The sequence below is a fragment of the Methanosalsum zhilinae DSM 4017 genome, assembly GCF_000217995.1.
In the GTDB taxonomy this organism is placed as follows: Archaea; Halobacteriota; Methanosarcinia; order Methanosarcinales; family Methanosarcinaceae; genus Methanosalsum; species Methanosalsum zhilinae.
In genome coordinates, this window is record NC_015676.1 from 603,927 (window position 1) to 623,130 (window position 19,204).

At 37.4% G+C, this 19,204-nt stretch carries 20 protein-coding genes; 18 read left to right on the top strand and 2 right to left on the bottom strand.

All coding sequences use genetic code 11. The features are described from left to right. The first annotated feature begins 9 nt into the window (after positions 1-9). From MZHIL_RS02840 to MZHIL_RS10460, 8 genes are all read left to right on the top strand, one after another. Entirely contained in the window at positions 10-759 is a 750-nt protein-coding gene (locus MZHIL_RS02840) for an archaellin/type IV pilin N-terminal domain-containing protein (protein ID WP_013897864.1), read from the top strand. A gap of 153 nt (positions 760-912) precedes the next feature. After that, entirely contained in the window at positions 913-1,653 is a 741-nt protein-coding gene (locus MZHIL_RS02845; protein ID WP_013897865.1) for an archaellin/type IV pilin N-terminal domain-containing protein, read from the top strand. Positions 1,654-1,836: 183 nt separating this feature from the next. Next, positions 1,837-2,628 (top strand): archaellin/type IV pilin N-terminal domain-containing protein, encoded by a 792-nt coding sequence (locus tag MZHIL_RS02850; RefSeq protein ID WP_048815447.1) that lies wholly within the window; start codon positions 1,837-1,839, stop codon positions 2,626-2,628. A 135-nt stretch (positions 2,629-2,763) separates the two neighbouring features. After that, positions 2,764-3,462 carry a hypothetical protein gene (locus MZHIL_RS02855; protein ID WP_157209620.1) on the top strand — a complete coding sequence of 233 codons (699 nt, stop codon included), beginning with the start codon at positions 2,764-2,766 and terminating at the stop codon, positions 3,460-3,462. A gap of 24 nt (positions 3,463-3,486) precedes the next feature. After that, positions 3,487-4,473, top strand: coding sequence for a hypothetical protein (locus MZHIL_RS02860; protein WP_013897868.1), 987 nt, complete (start codon positions 3,487-3,489; stop codon positions 4,471-4,473). Between the two features lie 604 nt (positions 4,474-5,077). Continuing rightward, positions 5,078-5,977, top strand: a complete 900-nt coding sequence (locus MZHIL_RS02870) for a histone deacetylase (RefSeq protein ID WP_083812315.1) — start codon at positions 5,078-5,080, stop codon at positions 5,975-5,977. 97 nt (positions 5,978-6,074) lie between these two features. Next, a complete protein-coding gene (locus MZHIL_RS02875; protein WP_013897869.1) occupies positions 6,075-6,959 on the top strand; it encodes a GNAT family N-acetyltransferase in 885 nt (294 codons plus the stop codon). A gap of 112 nt (positions 6,960-7,071) precedes the next feature. After that, positions 7,072-7,122 carry a helix-turn-helix domain-containing protein gene (locus tag MZHIL_RS10460; protein ID WP_157209683.1) on the top strand — a complete coding sequence of 17 codons (51 nt, stop codon included), beginning with the start codon at positions 7,072-7,074 and terminating at the stop codon, positions 7,120-7,122. 420 nt (positions 7,123-7,542) lie between these two features. On the opposite strand, the gene MZHIL_RS10465 is transcribed toward MZHIL_RS10460, so the two are convergent. Beyond that, positions 7,543-7,704: a hypothetical protein gene (locus MZHIL_RS10465; protein WP_013897870.1), complete on the bottom strand. Its 162-nt coding sequence runs from the start codon at positions 7,702-7,704 to the stop codon at positions 7,543-7,545. Between the two features lie 222 nt (positions 7,705-7,926). Between MZHIL_RS10465 and MZHIL_RS02880 the strand changes: the two genes are divergently transcribed. From MZHIL_RS02880 to MZHIL_RS02910, 7 genes are all read left to right on the top strand, one after another. Beyond that, complete coding sequence (locus MZHIL_RS02880; protein WP_013897871.1) at positions 7,927-8,520, top strand: hypothetical protein; 594 nt, start codon at positions 7,927-7,929, stop codon at positions 8,518-8,520. Positions 8,521-8,569: 49 nt separating this feature from the next. Beyond that, complete coding sequence (locus tag MZHIL_RS02885; RefSeq protein ID WP_013897872.1) at positions 8,570-9,520, top strand: hypothetical protein; 951 nt, start codon at positions 8,570-8,572, stop codon at positions 9,518-9,520. 1 nt (position 9,521) lies between these two features. Then, entirely contained in the window at positions 9,522-9,857 is a 336-nt protein-coding gene (locus tag MZHIL_RS02890; RefSeq protein ID WP_013897873.1) for a hypothetical protein, read from the top strand. Positions 9,858-9,862: 5 nt separating this feature from the next. Further along, positions 9,863-10,948 (top strand): RAD55 family ATPase, encoded by a 1,086-nt coding sequence (locus MZHIL_RS02895; protein WP_013897874.1) that lies wholly within the window; start codon positions 9,863-9,865, stop codon positions 10,946-10,948. 14 nt (positions 10,949-10,962) lie between these two features. Beyond that, the gene (locus MZHIL_RS02900) at positions 10,963-11,736 is read left to right on the top strand and encodes a hypothetical protein (RefSeq protein WP_013897875.1); all 774 of its coding nucleotides are present in this window, start codon (positions 10,963-10,965) and stop codon (positions 11,734-11,736) included. A 24-nt stretch (positions 11,737-11,760) separates the two neighbouring features. Further along, entirely contained in the window at positions 11,761-13,437 is a 1,677-nt protein-coding gene (locus tag MZHIL_RS02905; protein WP_013897876.1) for an AAA family ATPase, read from the top strand. A gap of 128 nt (positions 13,438-13,565) precedes the next feature. Continuing rightward, complete coding sequence (locus MZHIL_RS02910) at positions 13,566-14,153, top strand: hypothetical protein (protein WP_013897877.1); 588 nt, start codon at positions 13,566-13,568, stop codon at positions 14,151-14,153. Positions 14,154-14,262: 109 nt separating this feature from the next. Here the strand turns inward: MZHIL_RS02910 and MZHIL_RS02915 are convergent, their stop codons facing one another. Then, a complete protein-coding gene (locus MZHIL_RS02915; RefSeq protein WP_013897878.1) occupies positions 14,263-15,642 on the bottom strand; it encodes a sensor histidine kinase in 1,380 nt (459 codons plus the stop codon). A 471-nt stretch (positions 15,643-16,113) separates the two neighbouring features. Between MZHIL_RS02915 and MZHIL_RS02920 the strand changes: the two genes are divergently transcribed. Genes MZHIL_RS02920 through MZHIL_RS02930 form a run of 3 tightly spaced genes read left to right on the top strand, consistent with a single transcriptional unit; the run spans position 16,114 to position 19,191 of the window. Next, positions 16,114-18,249 carry a methyl-accepting chemotaxis protein gene (locus MZHIL_RS02920; RefSeq protein ID WP_013897879.1) on the top strand — a complete coding sequence of 712 codons (2,136 nt, stop codon included), beginning with the start codon at positions 16,114-16,116 and terminating at the stop codon, positions 18,247-18,249. A 48-nt stretch (positions 18,250-18,297) separates the two neighbouring features. Further along, a complete protein-coding gene (locus MZHIL_RS02925; protein WP_013897880.1) occupies positions 18,298-18,804 on the top strand; it encodes a chemotaxis protein CheW in 507 nt (168 codons plus the stop codon). A gap of 30 nt (positions 18,805-18,834) precedes the next feature. Then, complete coding sequence (locus MZHIL_RS02930; RefSeq protein WP_013897881.1) at positions 18,835-19,191, top strand: response regulator; 357 nt, start codon at positions 18,835-18,837, stop codon at positions 19,189-19,191. Positions 19,192-19,204 lie beyond the last annotated feature (13 nt).

Sequence of the window (19,204 nt, forward strand, 5' to 3'; positions counted from 1 at the left end):
AGATATGCTATGAAAGCAAATAGAAACATACAACTTACTAAAGACACAGAGGGTCAGGTTGGTATTGGTACTCTTATAGTCTTTATTGCAATGGTGCTTGTCGCAGCCGTTGCCGCAGCAGTACTGATCCAGACCTCCGGTGTGCTTCAGCAGAGAGCACAGCAGACAGGTTCAGAGGCAACCCAGGAAGTATCATCTAATCTGGATATAAAGAACATTGAAGGTATCAGATCTAATGGTACCAGTGGCTTATCACCAAATATTGATCTTCTAAGGTTACAGGTTGGACTACAGGCTGGAAGTTCTCCTGTTGATATCAATCAGGTTATTGCAACAATAACCGATGGTCGTCAAACAAACACTCTGAGTTATATCCAGCAGGCAGATGATTCTTCTCTGTATGATAATAATGACTGGAAGAAGGCTTTAGAAGAAATGCTGGGAAATGAAACCTATGCTCGAAACTATTTTACAGTACAGGAAATCCGTGATGAAGATCAATCATTCTACCAGGACAACCCTGTAATGAATACTGGAGATTTAATCAACATATACATTTCAACTGCCAGTATTGATGATAATCAGGTAAATCATTCAATAACCGGGGTTGATAGTTCCCTTAAAAATACTGGTATGATTCTGGAACCCAGAACCAGTGTTGAAATTGTAATGACTCCTGAAGCTGGAGCAACCACAATTGCATCATTTGTCACACCTTCCACGTATGGTGTGAACACTATAGTTAAATTGTATCCGTGAATTGAGATTTAGTTTCCTGACGGGAAACTAAATCCTGATTTTTATTTTTAATTTTTGAATTGTTAAAAGAATCAAACAATATATATATTAGATAAATCATAGAAAATTTACTGGATTTTATATCCTTTAATAATTTATTTAGGAGATATGTCAATGAAAGCAAATAGAAACTTACATCTGAAAGAAGATACAGGTGCACAGGTAGGTATCGGTACACTCATTATCTTCATTGCAATGGTGCTTGTCGCAGCCGTTGCCGCAGCAGTACTGATCCAGACCTCTGGTGTACTGCAGCAGAGAGCACAGCAGACAGGAGCCGAAGCAACCCAGGAAGTATCATCCAATCTGGATATAAAGAGTATTGAAGGAATTAGGGCAAATGCAACCGGAGATTCCCAGAATTTATCCGACACAGTTGATCTACTAAGGCTACAAATAGGCCTTCAGGCCGGTAGTTCACCAGTTGATATGAATCAGGTTGTAGTTACAATAAGTGATGGTAGTCAAACAAATACACTGAGATATATTGAAGAGTCACTAATTAAAACTGAGCCAGAGAATATACAAATGATAATGAAAAACAATTCAACTGAATTCTTTGCTCTGAAGGAAATCCGCGATGAAGATGGTTCATTTAATCAGAACAATCCTGTAATGAATACTGGAGATCTTATTAACATGTATATCTCAACAGCTAGTTCTGCTGTCGCCAGTAGTTATGGTTTATCAATTGATGATGCAAATGTTGATGAACTTAAAAACTCTAATATGAGATTGTCTCCAAGGACACATGTTGAGATTGTGTTGACTCCAGAAGCTGGTGCTCTTACACAGGCAACCTTTGTTACTCCGTCTACATACGGTGTTAACAATATAGTCAAACTGTATCCGTAAAGTTTTAAATTTTTGTTTCCATTTTTTTGGAAACATCCTTCTTTTATTTATTTGATTGATTTTTGATCTTTTAATTGAAAATTTGTCTACAAACAGGGTTTATTCTGCATCAATGTCAAAATATTTTTCATAAAGTTTATATTCTATCTTAACCAGTTTAATTTATAACATCAGCAATTGAGGATGGATGGCTTGAAACAAAGGAGCAGGTCCGCTTTTAAAAACGATACTGGTGCTCAGATCGGCATCGGGACTCTTATTATATTTATTGCAATGATACTTATTGCGTCTGTAGCTGCTGCTGTAATGATCCAGACTGCAGGGGTTCTCAGGGAGCAGGCTGCCCAGACCGGGACACATGCATCCCATGAGGTATCTTCCAATGTTATGATCCGAAACATAGAGGGACACAGGGCTAACAGTACATCAGAAGGTATTTCGAGTACTGTTGATCTTCTAAAGATCAATGTTGGGCTTCATGTTGGTACCAGGGAACTGGATGTAGGACAGACAATTATTACAGTTTCCGATGGTTCAAATACAAACACTCTTGTCTATGCAGGCAATGATGCTATCTATGGTACTGCAATGGATAACTTTGGTGCAAGCGCCAGTTTGAATCTGGAACGCCTTATAAATTCAACAACAGAAATACATGGCGTTAATGAAAACAATTCAAAAATATTTTTTACTGCCAATAAATTTAGGGATGAAGATGGCTCATTTACTCAGAACAACCCCCTGATGAACAAAGGAGATCTGATATCCTTCTATGTCTCAACAGTATCAGATGAAGCATCCAGCTACAATAGTCTCTATGGCTATGAGACTGAGCTTAAAAGCTCGGGACTTGAAATTGAACCTCGGACCAGAATGCAGGTTGTCATATCATCAGAATATGGACCTGATGTGTTCTTAAATTTTTACACGCCTTCTTCATATGGTGTTAATAGAATCGTAGGACTGTATCCATAACTTTAATAAATGAATAATTTATATATCCCATGAAGCATGTATCCAAAAAAACGTATATTTCTGATAATAATTTTGATCTTGCTCCTTGCATCTGGTTTATTTTCGGGTGCTCTAGCAAATGAAATTGCTGAGGAGATGGACATTTCAGCAGATGCTCATTCCAGTGCATCATATTCCAATTATATTGACATAGAACGAGATCAGATTTTATTTGATATTAAGGAAGAATATACCGGAGAATATGCTGAGAATCTGAGAAGATCTATAGACCTGAATGGTGATGGATACATCAATGAAACTGAGATCGATACTTTTAAAGATAACTATCTTGAAATAAGGACTGATGAGTTCAGGGAATACATTATAATCAATGATGGAAATACTGATCTCAGGCTGGTTTCTGTGACCATGGAGCTGGATGGTGCAGAGGGCAATATCAGTGACAGTAGTAATGTATCTGTCATGACAACTATAAACTATGAACTCACTTCTCCCCTATCTGCTGGTGAGCACAGGATATGGATACTGGGACACCCCCTTATTGAAGAAAAAGAAATAACTTTTCCAGAAAATACTGAAATTATAAACTATCAGGGGCTGGATGAATCTCAGGTGATTACTGATGGGGAAAGAGATGTTCTCAAAGGTAAAAGCGGAATAAGCTCCTTTTCAATAAATGACCAGCCTTCATTTGAATATGCTACCCGCATTACTATTCATAAAAAAGCCTTTTATGAACATTCATATTTCCTCCCCCTTCTAGGCCTGATCCAGCTTATGCTCATAATTCTTGCAGCCTACTCGATCAGAAAAGAAAAAAAGAAGGATAATTGAAACTCATTATTTACAGGTGCCTGAATGAATAACCGAAACTTCATTATTATTGTTTCAATCATTTTATTTTCACTCATGTCGGTGGGTTGTATTGGTTCTGATTCCAATGCTGAAGGTGACGTGGAACAGAAAGTCAGGGACTTTTTAAATGCTGCTAATGAAGGCGATTTCCAGAAAGCTTTTATGATGGCAGGAGGTCGTGACTTTTCTCCAGAGGCAAGTATTGGAACTACCCGACTTCTTGCACCAGCAAGCATTGAAGTTGAAATGAGAAACAATGGATTTGTCAGAGGGGGAATAGATAATGTTGAGATCATAGAGGTCGAAGTAGAAGAGACTATAGCAGTGGCTACTGCTCAATGTACTCTTCTGCAGTTTAATGCAGTAGGCAGGCAAACCGGGGAAATTGAAAAGGAAATATACTTCAAACTTCAAAGATATGGTTCCGGATGGATCATAACACGGGTATCCTTTGATGGTCCGATGTTCATAACCCAGGAAGAAATTGATGCTGTTGTAATTGAAAGGACACCAATTGACACGATTGCAGAAAATGCAGCTGTCATCTTTGGACTTTCTGTAACGATGTTTGTTGCAGGAGTATATCTGAACCGAAAAGAGAAGGGATCCAGATCAAAACAACCTTCTTTTAATACTGCCAATGCAACTCCTGTCCAGAAGGAAGCCGTTAAAAAATTCATCCGGATAATACCCTCAAAGAACAATAATGTCGGGAAAGAATCATCTATTGATGTCTGGATCAAAAACTTTTCAAATCAACCGTATTCAAATGTGATGATTGCAGCAAAGATTTCCCCTACAATTGCTATTATGAATCCGGTTCTAAATTTTGGGACAATTCAGCCAGGCGAAACTGTAAAACGAAGCTGGAAGATAAAACCAAAAGTTTCTGGCTGGAATTCTATTGAAGAAACCAGGGTCGTGTTTGAGTATACAGGCTCAAAATATATATCAGTCATTGATGATCCGGTTTGGGTTCAGACCAGTTGATACCTTAAGGGATGCCAGATTACACGGATGAGGATCATATGGGGCGGATAAATAAAAATAATGATATTTTAAAAAAGATCAATGATCTGGCTATATCCCAATTTGATGAGATTGAATATGAATCTGCCAGTATTGAAACGGATCATTCAAAGGATGAAGCAACAACCAGGGATATATCTAAAAAGAAAACCTGTTCATGCAGTAGCAAAATGAGCAGAAAGGAAAAAATTGCTATTGAGGATATTTTCAGTGATGAAATAGATGCTAAAAATAAAGAGACGAATCCGGAAAATAATTCCTGTCCTTTGAAAGAAACAAAGGAAAAAAAGGCAAGTTCAGATATCTCTTTTCCGGTTAAAGAAACTGAAATTTCTGGTATCTCTGAAAAAACTAAACAGGAAAAGATCACAAACACAAATTCTTTAAAAGATGGCAATAGGCAAAAAATAGCTCTGATATATAACAAAGATCATGAAGCTCATTCTTCTGTCTGTCTTGGAATGGAAAGCCCTGAAAGACCTCAACGACTGACTAATGCTTACTGGTATCTTAAAAAAACCGTATATTTGAAGATGATAAATTCGAACTTTTTACCCGTTTTGAGATGGCGAATGAAAGAGACCTTTTACGTGTCCATACATCTTCATATGTTGATTTTATCCGCTCATATGCATCAAAGGGTGGTGGATTTCTGGGAGATAGCACATATATCACTCCACAGTCATATGAAATTGCACGAATGGCTGCTGGTGGTGCTATTAAGGCAGCTGAACTTGTAATTGATGAAAACTATCTGTGCTCGTTTGCACTTATACGTCCCCCTGGTCATCATGCAGGTTCTGATAAATACAGCGGATTCTGTCTGTTCAACAATGCTGCAGTTCTGGCAAGATATCTCCAGCAGGTCAAAGGATTAAATAAGATCCTGATTCTTGACTGGGATGCACATGCCGGAAACGGGACAATGGATATCTTCTATAGTGATCCAACGGTTATGACTGTATCTATACACCGGGAACCAGCTGATTATTATCCCCGCACAGGATTCACCGGTCAGACTGGTGAAGGTGCAGGAAAAGGTTTTACTGCAAATATTGAAATGCCCCAGGGATCCGGTGATGAGGAATACATAATGGCTTTTGAAGAAGTGATCATGCCACTTATCAACAGGTTCTCCCCGGATTTTGTTATATGCTGCTGTGGCTTTGATGGTTATTATCAGGAAAAGAACAATAAACTGAAGCTCACAGCAGAGGGCTATTATCAGATTGGAAGAATTCTCAGAAATGATCTGGCAGTTGATTTTGTTCTACTTCTGGAAGGTGGTTATCACAGATTCAATGGACAGCTTTGTCATAGTATTCTTTCATCTTTACTTGGCAGAAAAAATCCAATAGATGAAACTGATATATTTTCCCGGTATGAGCTGGGTATTCAGAAGAAAATATATCAAAAAGCACAGAAAAACATAGCAGATGTGAAAGAGCTATTCTCAATAAAATAAGTCACAAAATATTATAATGAAAGTTGGTGTTGTTGTTAGTAGCAGAAGAATCAGTACGTACCTGGATTGACGAAAATAAGATAGATGGTAAAGTACTATGAAAGAACTTGCAAAATCTGAAAACGGAATAACATTCTACAGGCTGGAGCACCCTGCAGAAATAGATAAGTTCAGAATAGGCGAATATGTATATTTTAAAAAACATCTCGGGATGTCTGATTATGTTGCCAATTTCAAAAGCTGGCTAAGAAGAAAAAACATTCTGCTAATCGTTGCAGTTTTTAAAGGTACTATCATTGGCTGGGTAATGAACGAAAGGTGGAACGACTGCTCGAAAGATGCTGGCCCTGTATCGGTTCTGCGTGGTATTGAAGTACATCCCAATATAAAGCGAAAAGGAATCGGTAAGGTACTTTTTCTCTTATCTTCCATGATACTTGTTGGATACATAATAACAAAACCGGTTAATGAGAATGCAAAACGCTTTTTCAGCTCCCTCAGATTCAGCTCAACGCAGGAAGATAGTCCCATTGAACTAAGTAATCACCCGGGGTATATGGCTCTTAATGTTGGCACTGGTAATTTAATAAGGCCAATTGATGGAATAACTGTATTTACAAAAAATATTTCCCAGTGTACCAATGAACTTTTTGTGGATGAAATGGCTGAGATAAAAAAAGAGGAAGCTATGCGCAAAAAACATGTCTCTTCTGAAAATAACAATGCTTGCGATGGGAAAAATTTAAGAACCGGATCTGACAGCAATGAAAAAAACTCAGGGGCAGAAGAGATGAAAAAAACTGTGATTTCTGGCCAGAATACTGGTGGAAAATATCTAGGGATGCAGAAGATGAAATCTCCCTGCCAGTGCGGAACACTGTATGCAAAAAAATATCTGGTAAAAGGGGGGCGAAAAGGTATTTCTATTATCTGTTCTAACTGCAAAAAGGAACGTTATTTTCTTCCTCTAAAAAATAAATGATTTTATCTTAACTAGCAGAAGACTCCTTACTTGGAACTTAATAACAGATGGAAGATGAATGCGTAACTATTCCGAACCTAAAACTCAAACATTGTTAATAATATACATTTGAATGCTAAAAGCTTACAAATATAGAATGTATCCTACAAAAGAGAAACAATAGATGTTCTTTTAACATTTCGGTGCAAGTAAGTTCATCTACAATTGGGCTTTGAACAAAAATTGAGACCTATGAACAGGAAGGTAAACCCATTTCAAGGATCGACCTGAATAAAGACATATCTATTCTAAAACAGGATTATGAATGGTAAAGAATGTTAATTCAATCATTACAGAAAGCCACTCTTAATCTTGAAAATGCTTTTAAAAAATTTCAGAGAAAAAAGGATTTTCACAATTCAAGTCTCGAAAACATCCAAAGCAGAGCTTTTATGTTCCTTCGAATTGTAAGATAGATTATGAAAACAATAGAGTGAAACTTCCTAAATTTGGATGGATAAAAACTATTTTACACCATAAACTCGGAATGGATACTTAAAAACAGCTACGGTATCCAAAACGTCTACAGGTAAGTTCCATATAATTATTCTTTTAGAATCTCATTGTCTGGCTCGACAAGATATATTCCCAGGATAACACCAGTAGCTATCCCACCCAGAATCGCTGATAATCCCATTCTTTCACTTAACTCAGCAAATACCTTTGCCAGGAAGATAATGACTAACAGGTAAAGGAGTATCTCCATAGAATTTTCCTCTTTATACAGGATAACTGAATGAGTGTTTTTGAGAATATTCTGTTTTAAATCAATTATTTGTCACTCCAGGTATTAATACCTGATATAGTGTCATTTACAGCCCAAAAATAATATTTATATACGGACAAACGTTTCTTCTGGACAATATGAGAAGATATTTAAAGTTTTAACTAAGATTAGAAACAAAGTTACAAACACGAGGATATCTATATGGCAGAAGAGCAGGGCATTGCCAAAGTTGATCTAAGCTACATAACAAAAGCTGTAATGATGGGTAATTCATTATATTCCAATGATTGGCAGAAGGGAGTTCTTTACCTTACAAATATGAATCTGTGGTTTTCGATGGGTCAGCAGGGATGGTCCACGATTCCACTTAAAAACATAACTATGATAGGACGAGAGGTGACTGATGCTCTCAGGGCAAAAGCTCAGAAAGCCACAGGAACCTCAAATGTACTGATCATTGATTATATGCATCCTTCAAGTATCAGTCAGGGATCCAGTGCATCGTCGATTGCGTTACTGGCAGGTCCTGAGCCTGTAATTAATACTCTGAAAGCATATCTTCTTCCAATGTGTGGTCAGGCTCCCAGAGCAAGGTCACTTAATGAGATCGATAAAAAACTGTTATATATGTTCTATACCGGAGTAACTGAACTCCAGAAAATAAATTTCCTGATAGGTGCGGATATGGATACACTGACCAATAGTTTTGAGAACTTAAAGGAACAGCAGCTATGTGATTCATCAGGCAGCTTAACTACCAGGGGAATGCAGAAGATCAAGGAGATGATGGGATGAAATATACTTTTTTGATTACACAAATGCAGGAGATGATACTATAACCGATATGCCTCCTGGTCCCCCGCCATTTGAGGATATATCATCATCTGGTCCGCCTCCTATGGAAGGTGCTGGATTTGCCCAGTCCATGGGTGCATTTGGAAACATGCTGAAAATACAGGAATCGATCAGTGAACTGCTTCCAGAATCCAAAGTACCGTGGAATGAGTCCCGTAAATTTCTCAAAGCAAATACTATAGAGAATATAAAATCCACACCTCTTTATAAGTTTCACAGAGATCTGTTCAAAAAGATCGGATTGGGAGATATTCAGCTCATTGGTTATGCTCCGATGCATTATATTTTTGGAGTACCTGATTGTCCAGTCTGTAATCTTTATCCGGCGCTCAATAATCAGAAAGTATGTGCTGCAACAACTGATGCTCTTTACAGGTTCTTCGCTGAAGACCTTGAACTGGAGTGTTCCGTTGAAGAGATCGAGTGTACAAAAGACGGTGGTCAGATATGCAAATTCAAAGTTGATCTTCAGCCCATTTCTGCATATCAGATTATGCTGGACGAAACAGACAGGAAGATCTTGAATGGTCAGGATTTGAAAAATATTGGTTCTGATGAGCTGGACAGAAGAAAAGAAATACTCACAGTCTATAAACTTCTTGAAAACGGGCAGCTATCCGAAATTGGCAGGACCTATATGCAGTTTGCTGGCAATATGCCAGTACAGGAAAAGATTTTCGATCCGCCGTGGAAGGCTCGAGAGGAGCTGGCATCCATTGCAAAGGAAAAAGGAACCTTTGGTGCTGCTTTTGGATCTATGAAAGAGAAAATGCAGGCATCAGGTGATAAAAATGGAAGAGATGCAACTGTCACTCCCAGAGTCAAACCGGTAGATGCTGATAAGAAAGAACACATTCCGGAAAAGAATAAACCTGATTCAGGTAAATCTGAAAGTTTTGCAGAGCTTCTCTCAAAAATGAAAAAAAATAAAAAGGAATGATATGATGGGTAATGTTTCTTCAGAAGAATTCTATGAGTCAATATCTGATTTTAAGGGTGAAAATGTGCATGTGGTCACTTCCACTTCACGCTATAGAGGACTTTGTGATCAGATTGATCGGGCAGGATTAAACATTCTTCTCAAGAATGTAGTTGAAAGGCGTGAAGATGGCTGGATCGAGATCAGTGACATGATGCTGATAAAAGGCGACTCCATTGAATCGCTTTTTCTGGAAAAATCATTTCCCTTTGAATCCCATGAAGCAATCATACTGTCTGTAGAAGATGGAGAACTTACAGATAATGGAAATAAGGATCATATTGACCATATAGAGTGATAATTATGAATATTGAGAGGATACCAACAGGAATCACCGGGCTTGACAGGGTTATTGAAGGTGGTGTTCTGAACAATTCGACTCTTCTTGTAGTCGGGTCAAGCGGTACCGGAAAATCCACCTTTTCAATGCAATACATAATGTATGGGCTGGAAAGAGGAGAGAATGCACTCTACATAAGTATGGAAGAACCACCAGAGCAAATAATGCGGGAAGCAAAAATGCTCGGTTTTGATATGGATAGGTACTATAACAAGGAATTGTTCTTTTTCCATTCCAAAGGTGAAGATTTCAGAATGCTGGTAGAAGAACAGCTTCCTGCACTTGTGGAAGCAAATCAGGAATATGATGTGAGGACAAGGGTTGTGATAGATCCCCTGACTCCCCTGATATGGTCAGTACAGGATAAACAGGAACAGAGGGATCTGATAACTAAATTGTTTTATACTTTAAAACAGATCGGCCCGGTTCTTGTAACCACAGAGGAACATGCATCACCTGGTGAAACAATGGGCGAGGATGTTCTTATTCCAGTATATCTGTCAGATGGAGCAGTTCATCTGACCTACAGGCCTATTGGAGGTGCATTCAACCGTGCACTTGAAATAATCAAGATGAGAGCAACACGACACGGTGAAGAGGTCTATCCGTATATCTTTGTAAGAGGCTTGGGTGTGGTTGTAAGGACAACTCCTATGGTATCTTCTGATGATATTAACAAATATGATGATGTATTTGATCGGGCTATCCGCACAGCTTATGATATGGGAGCGTCTGATACCCTTCAGCAGAAAATCAGGACCATAAAGGAAAACTGGTCATATACATTTTCTCCAAAAGAAACTCTCCAGTTATTATTTGAGATGCATGATCTCACAGATACGGTCAGAACCAGGAAGAAGAAGGATCTTGATAATGGCGCATCTTCGGACAATGTGGCTGATGAGGAAATGACTGGTGTTATGGAAGGAACAGAAAGCACCGGTAATGAGGATACAGCTGCAGAAATAAATGATGCTTCAGAAACGAGAAAGGCAGATTCATTGATCGATATAGATGATCTAAGTGAACTGGAAGAGATTGTGAAGTAAGAGATGTGATTGGAGTGTCCATCAAAAAGACAAAGGAAGACCTTGAGGATGTCTCACTCCTCAAATTCGCACTTACCCGCCAGCTTCAGAGAATGTATGAGACCACTGATGTAGATGTTATTATGTTTTCAGGGGTTGATGGAAAGATATATGCTTCATACATTCCCGATTCAGTTGGTTCTAAGATATTTGAACTGACCACACTTATCAGCAATAATATGCTCCATATAGCAAAGCAGCTTGATATGGGTTTGAAGCAATCTGTTGTTGAATATGACACCGGTACCACTGCCATATTTTCCTCGGTTGGCAAAGGGGCTCTTCTTATTTCACTGTTTACCAGAAGAACAGACCTTGCAGAGAACATGAATAAGATCGAAATAACCAGGAAGGTCATGCAGCACGTTTTTGAACAGCGACCCATGACATCAGATCAGCTGGCTGAATATCCTTCGCAGGTAGCTGATGAACTGCGAATCTTGAGTAAGAGCGTATTTGATGAAATGTACACTCATTCATCTGAATACAAAAAGAATATGGAAATACTTGCGGATATCAAGGATAAAATTGCAACTGTTATGGGTAAAACGGAAGTTGATCAGGTACTTGCAATGGCTTTCTATGAAGTTGCATCCTCACCTAAATGGATGACTGAAGATCTCTGGATAATGCTGGTTGAAATGATCATAAATCAGCAGATAAGGCCCCTACATGGGGACTATATAGCAGATATTTGTGAAACTGAATGGATTCCCGATATCAGGCACAAGCTCGAAGCGTTTATGTGATAGAAATAAACTGGTGGTGATATATTGGAGAACGTGCAGGAAAAATCTGAAAACGAGACACCCTTTAATGATGATTTAGATGGGATGAATAATATATCTGAAAATATAAACGCCACCAGTGAAAATGATATTTCAGCCTGTGATAAGGATGACTCTTACATTCAAGAGGCAGAGAGTTCATCTGATTCTATAGATGCTGAAAATACTCCGCAAAACTATCCAATAGTTGCTAATACACTTCCCCGGAAAATGTATGATTCAGAATCAGAAGAAATGGAAGGTATTAATGAAGAGGAATGCACTGAAATTGATATTTATAGTAACAATAACAATACAGACCCTTGCAGGACCGATCATTCACATATGGATGAACTAAAGAAGGAGATAACAGAACTGCAATCACAGGTCGAAGATATCAGAACTTTTTTTGAAAATGACTTTGAATCATCTCTTAGAAATATATCCAGGCTGGAAAAAGACCTGGAGTCAAAGGCAGATGATGAGGAACTTAAAAAGATTAAAGATGAGTTTCATATATTTTCAAAGCGTCTTAAGAAAGTAGCAAAGGAAGCGGATGCTGCAAGCGAAGAGGTTCTGGATGCAGCTAAGATCCCTCCTGATGTACTGGAGATTGCGTACTCCAAGACCCTGAACAATATTTTTGATGAGATCGTTAAGACCTTTGGTGAACGTGATGCTACTGAAATTGTATCAAATGTAATCGGAAAGGTAAGATCTTCAAGTGCAGGAGTAGACTTTTTCCGCTTTGAAAGTGGAAGGTTTACAGTATATAAATTAGCTGAGGCTATAGAGACCCGACTTGTTTCCCCCAAACAAATCCATGGAACGTATGTAGAGCTGTTCAGCCGTTTGATGGAGTATATCCCCGGATATGAGGCAAGAGACTTCAAGGCATTTGTTGAAACGGGAAGCATGGAATATGTTATCGAGAAGGTAAGGCTTCATGAAAATATTTATTACGACCTCATGGCAGAAATGGAGGAATTAAATCAGAGGATATCCGGTCTTTCTGATAAGGTGGACTCTGTCTGCCAGAAACAGGTGGAACTGGAAAATGCACATGATGATATACTGAGCAAAACTCCATCCCAGGGCTTTCCGGCTGTAGAAGATGTTAGAAAACTGGCTGATGCTGTAAATACTCATACAAAACTGATCAAAAAATTAAATGATAACATAAATAATGTTCAAAGCAACCTTCAATCAAATACAGAGGAAATAGAGGGACGCCTTCAAGACTTTTCTGTAAAGATAGAGGATAATTCAAATGATGATATTGATCATGATGAGGTGGAAGATAGATTAACTCATTTCAATGAATCATTTAGTAAAAAATTTGAAGAGCTTGAAACCAGGTTAATTTCGGACATTAATGAAATCCGATCTTCTGAAAAGAATGAATCTGAAATATCTTACCTGATGGATGAGATCTCAAAACTTAGAGAGGAGGTCAATTCATTCAAAGAACATTCCATTGCTGATAGAAATCATGAGATTCTTGAGATTGTCCGCAAAGAGGACGGTGCTACTCTCAAACAGATCCAGAAAAAACTTGGATCAAAAAATATTTCTGTGGATAAAGAAGAACTGACCAAGATATTGAATGATTTACAGGAGAGAGGAAATATCGTTTCCAGCAAAAAGGGAAGGTATATTTATTATTCATTGAAAAAAAATTGAAGTATAATCCGGGATGGCTCCAATGGACAATCAATATGGTATGTTTGAAGTACAGCATATGATTGGAAATACCTGTAAATGTACTGTTAATATTCTATAAAGAATAAAAAGAAAACCGAGCTGATTTCGTGGTCAACATTGACAATAGTAAACTTCGCACAAGGCTGTTGAAATATTTTTCAAAATATAATGTACAGTCAATCAATGTTCACAGTCTTGCCAGTGAGCCATCTGTAGATGAGTGCTGCAATGATATTGAAGAAATTACCAGGTATCTGATAGTACCCATTGAAACTAATATAAAGAAAGAACTGGCCCAGCTGTTCAAAGAATGTGAAAATCCAGAAATTCCTTATTTTGAAGTTGTCATGGATATTATGCAGTTTATGAATGATTTTGTAGGAGATCCACATACTGTTGAGATGATGTTTGGCCGGATCAATAATGAAGTGGCCAGGAAAAAAATGGAACTTGATGAAAAGAAGTTCTATCCCAATGAAGAATGGACTGCTGAAGTTGCCGATGCAGCCATCCAAAAACTTCGAAGTTCAGGAACTGAAAGGGATTATGAGTTGATGATAGATAAAATAGTTCAGACTCTGGTCCATTCAGGAAATAAAAACGAACTTAAAAATGCAAGAATGAAGCTTAATGACATTATCAAAAAGCACAGTAACCATGAACTGCGCCAGCTTGATGAGCAACTCTTTGGATAAATTGGTTTAATATATTTGCACTTTTAATGAGTTCTTTAAATTCTATTTAACCCACCTCTCAAACTGTAAATGAGACAACAGCATTTATATTTTTGAAAACAGTTCAATCTTAAAATCTAATTACGTAACTCGTTCCATTGGAATTATTTATATCTAGAGTTCCCTGCAATTGCTGTACAAGCATGTTGATTAATTTGAGGCCAAGAGATTTTGAAGTTTCAACATCAAAATTATCTGGAATTCCAACACCGTCGTCAGCTATTTTCAATAAATATTTTTCATCTTCAACTTTTTTAAAGTTGATATTGATTGATCCCTCGTTCCTGCTAGAAAAAGCATACTTTATAGAATTGGTTATGATTTCATTGATTATTAATGCAAGGGGGAGTAGTGTATCCATATCCAGGTTTACTGAATCTGATTTAATATTCAACTTAATAGCTTCATTTACATTATGTGCTTCAAAAACTGATGTACTTAATTTTTTAATATAATCAGATATTTCGATATTATCTATTCCTCCAGATTCATATAATATGTTATGTGCAATTAACATTGACTTTACTCGATTTCGACTATCAGTAAAATTAGCTCTTATAGATTCGTCATCGATCTCTCTAGCCTGCATATTTAATAAACTTTCAATCACCTGAAGATTATTTTTCACCCTATGATAGACCTCTGTTAGAAGTATCTCTTTCTTTTTCATTTCCTCTAATATTTTACTTGCTGTGATGTCAAACATAAAACCCTGTATTTTATTAGATTCCATGGACTTAAAATCAACATCAAAAACGTTTCTTATCCAAACAAGAGTCCCATTTTTTTTGTAAAATCGATAATCTATGAGACGGGATTCCCGATATTCTATACATTCTTTGAAATATTGTTTAACTCTATCAAGGTCATCGGGGTGGACATGATTTTGCCAGAATTTTCGATCATTCCATTCAATAAGGGGATACCCAAAAAACTCTTTAGCCTGTGGAGAAATATAAGTCAACTGCTCTTCAAAAACATCATATATCCATAAAATAGCATGTGTAGATTCTGTCAAGCTTTTGTACTTCTGTTGACTTGATTTTAAATTATCTTCATATTTTTTCAAATCAGTTATATTTTCATGGTAAACCATGATTAGATCATTATTTTTACAGTTGATTGCAGTAAATCTGACTGCGTGTAATATGAACCAGCGTTCTTCATTAGGAGAATTACATGGGTACTCCATTGCAAAATCATCGAGTTGCCCTTTAATTAGGTCCATTATTCCATCAAAAGCTTGTTTGGCATATTCATCACCTTCAATCATCGCTTTCTTTGTTACTTCCAGATAATTTGATCCAATATCACTATTTTTCAAAGATGAATTATTATTATCCTTAGCAAATTTATCCCATTGTTTATTATAAGATACGATGTTTCCATTCAAATCTAACATTGCTATATTTATTTCAGGGGTGCTAATTACATTTTGCTTAATTTTCATATTATACACACAAACTTATTTCACAATGCATAGGGCTATATTGCATAAAAGTAAGGCATTTATATTTATTCATTATTTTTGAACGTTTTTATTTCGGCAATCAAAAATAGTTTAATCTGGTTAATGTGGTGCATTTATTGTTTCAGAACCAAATATTCTTTTTTTGATTTTGGTCTATTCATTTGATTATCCGAGCTGATCTCAATGGCGAAAAAAGAAGATTCAGAACAAAATGAGAAAGTTATTATATTAAAAAATTCTGAATATATACGAACATATGTCCACATCATTATAATGATGAGATTACATGTGGAGCACTTAATACATTTGACAACATGCTAAAGAAATAAATTTCCGTAATTCTTATATCTTTATCTAAAAAGTTTGTAACCCGTATTTACACAATACTCAGATAAAATATTAAAATAGTTATTATAAACTTATTTAATCAAGAATTTAGGATGAATAGTTATGATAGATTTTGATACGATTAAAGAAAAAACGAATATAGATCTGCGGTCTGTTAAAATCAAAACAACCGCTTATGTAGTGATTGCATTGGTAATTATTTTTGCAATCTCAGGTATAGTAATTATAAATGCTGTTACAGATATGCAAACAGAATTAGCATATGGTGATGTGAGAAATGAAGCACAAATTTATGCAAATCAAATAGATTCTGATTTAAATCAATATATGACAACCGCTGTCACACTTTCAGGTATGTTAACTCAATATGAAAGTAATGACAGAAATGAAATTAGCAATGTATTGCGCCAAACTTTAATCAACAATCCTAATTTCGAAGGAGTTTATGTAGCATTTGAGCCGAATGCGTTTGACGGACTTGATGATGAGTATGTTAATGCTGAAGGACACGATGGCACTGGTAGATTTATACCTTACTGGTATCGCGATGGAAATACAATAGATCTTGAGCCATTAGTTGATTATGACACCGAAGTTTACTATCAATTACCTAAGACACTGGAACAAAATGTGGTAACTGAACCTTATATGTATCAGGGTGTATTATTATCCAGTTTTGTATCTCCCATAATGGTTAATGGCCAATTTATTGGAATTGCAGGCACTGATGTGAACCTTATGTACCTTGATGACCTGATGGATGGGGTTACACTATTTGATACTGGTTATGCAGTATTGTTGAGTAACGATGGAGTCATAATTACTCATCCAATTGACAAAGATTTAATGGGCAATAATAATATTGGTGATTTTGAAGGGGAAGTATTTACTCAGATACAAAGAGATGTTAACAACGGTGTTTCCGGCCAGCTTAATGCAATAAGTCCTGTTACTGGTGAAAATGTAGTTTATTCTTACGAACCAATAGAGACCGGGGATTATGCAGTATTAACTGTAGTACCAGAAAATGAAATATTAGCTGGTGTTTATTCACTTCAGATACAGATTATTACTATTTTTATAATTGCGGTTGGCTTGATGGGTATATTGAGCTATTTTGCTGTTGGTTCAATAGCAAACCCAATGCGTGCAGCTGCAACACGGGCTGAAAAGATATCCAAAGGTGATCTTACCGGTGAAGTTGACAATAAATTCTTTGGTCGCAAGGATGAGGTTGGAACACTTGCATCTTCTTTCCATGAGATGATGGAAAACTTGAATTCACTTGTAAGAGGTATCAAAACAAGTGCTGATGATACTGCTTCAAAGGCTCAGGAGATGTCTGCCACCTCCGAACAGACAACTGCCTCTGCAAACCAGATTGCTGATACTGTTTCTGAGATATCTAAAGGTGCACAGACCCAGTCTGCAAAGATTGAGGAAGTTGCCCGGGCAATGAATGATATGAACCAGAGTGTTCAGGACGTGGCTGAGAATGCACAGAGGGCATCTGAAAAATCTGAAAATACTGCAATACAGATCCAGAATATTGGTGAATCTTCTCAGGAACTGCTCAGAAAGATGAGTGGAATCCAGAAGTCTTCTGATGATACTTCTGAGGTTGTTTCTCAGCTTGACCAGAAGTCCACTGAGATCGGTAAGATCGTCAATCTGATCACAAGTATTGCAGATCAGACCAATCTTCTTGCACTCAATGCTGCCATTGAGGCTGCAAGGGCAGGTGAGCATGGACGTGGATTTGCTGTTGTTGCAGATGAGGTCAAGAAACTTGCAGATGAATCCGGTTCTGCTGCAAAACAGATTGAGGAACTGATTGCTGAAATTCAGGGTAGTACTCAAAACGCAGTAAATTCAATGAATAAAAGTAAAACTGAAATCAAAAATGGGGCTGAATCTCTGGATGAAACTGTAAAATCAATCAGTGATATTGTAAGTGATGTAACTGAGATTTCCAGGATGGTGCAGGAAATCGCAGCCGCTGCCCAGGAACAGTCTGCATCTATCGAAGAAGTTACAGCTTCTGTGGAAGAGGTCTCTTCTATATCTCAGGAATCTGCTGCAGGAACCCAGGAAGCTTCAGCTGCAGTTGAAGAACAGACTGCTTCAATGCAGGAGATATCCAATGCAGCCCAGCAGCTGGCTGAAATGGCTGATAAACTTCAGAAAGATGTTGAATATTTCAAAGTCAACGCATCTGAAGATAAAAAGGAAGAATGAAAGAGGGTTAGTATCAACAACCCTTTTATTTATTTTCGGAGGAATTGAATGGCTCAGGACACATCTAAAATAGAAGAGAGTGAATCCGGTGATGATCTGCTCCAGCTGGTTGTATTCCAGCTTGGCGGAGAGGAGTTCGGTGTTGATATCATGCAGGTACAGGAGATCATTCGCATGCCTGATACGACCCGTATTCCCCGGGCACCTGATTATGTAAAAGGCGTCATTAATCTTCGTGGAAAGATAATCGTTGTTATCAACCTTGATACCAAGTTTGGGATCGAGTCCAAGGAACTGGACGAGGATTCCAGGATTATTATTATTGAAGTAGGAAACAATATCATAGGCATGGTTGTCGACTCTGTGAGCGAGGTAACCCGTCTTCCAGCTTCAAATGTTGAGAAGGCACCTGAGATTATTACATCCAAGATCAAAGCAGAGTATATTATGGGCGTTGGTAAGCTTGATGAACGGCTACTCATACTGCTTGATCTTGAGAAAGTGCTAGGGGACGAGGAAGTTGCTGAAGTTTCTGAAATAAAAAAATATGTTTAAAGGCTATTTAGATGAAATGGAGAGATTTCTATGGCAAAAATAATGATTGTAGATGATGCAGCATTTATGAGAATGGTGATCAAGGATATTCTCACAAAAAACGGACATGAGGTTGTTGGCGAAGCTGTTGACGGTCTGGATGCTGTCAACAAGTACGGGGAATTGAAACCTGAACTGGTGTTTCTGGATATAGTAATGCCAAATATGGAAGGAATTGATGCATTGAAGAAAATCATTGAGATGGATAATAATGCAAAGGTTGTGATGTGTTCTTCCATTGGTCAGCAGTCTGTTGTCACAGAAGCGATCAAAGTTGGGGCCCAGGACTTTATAGTTAAACCATTCGATGCTTCAAAGGTTCTTGAAGTTGTAAACAAAGTGATCTGAATAATGGATATAT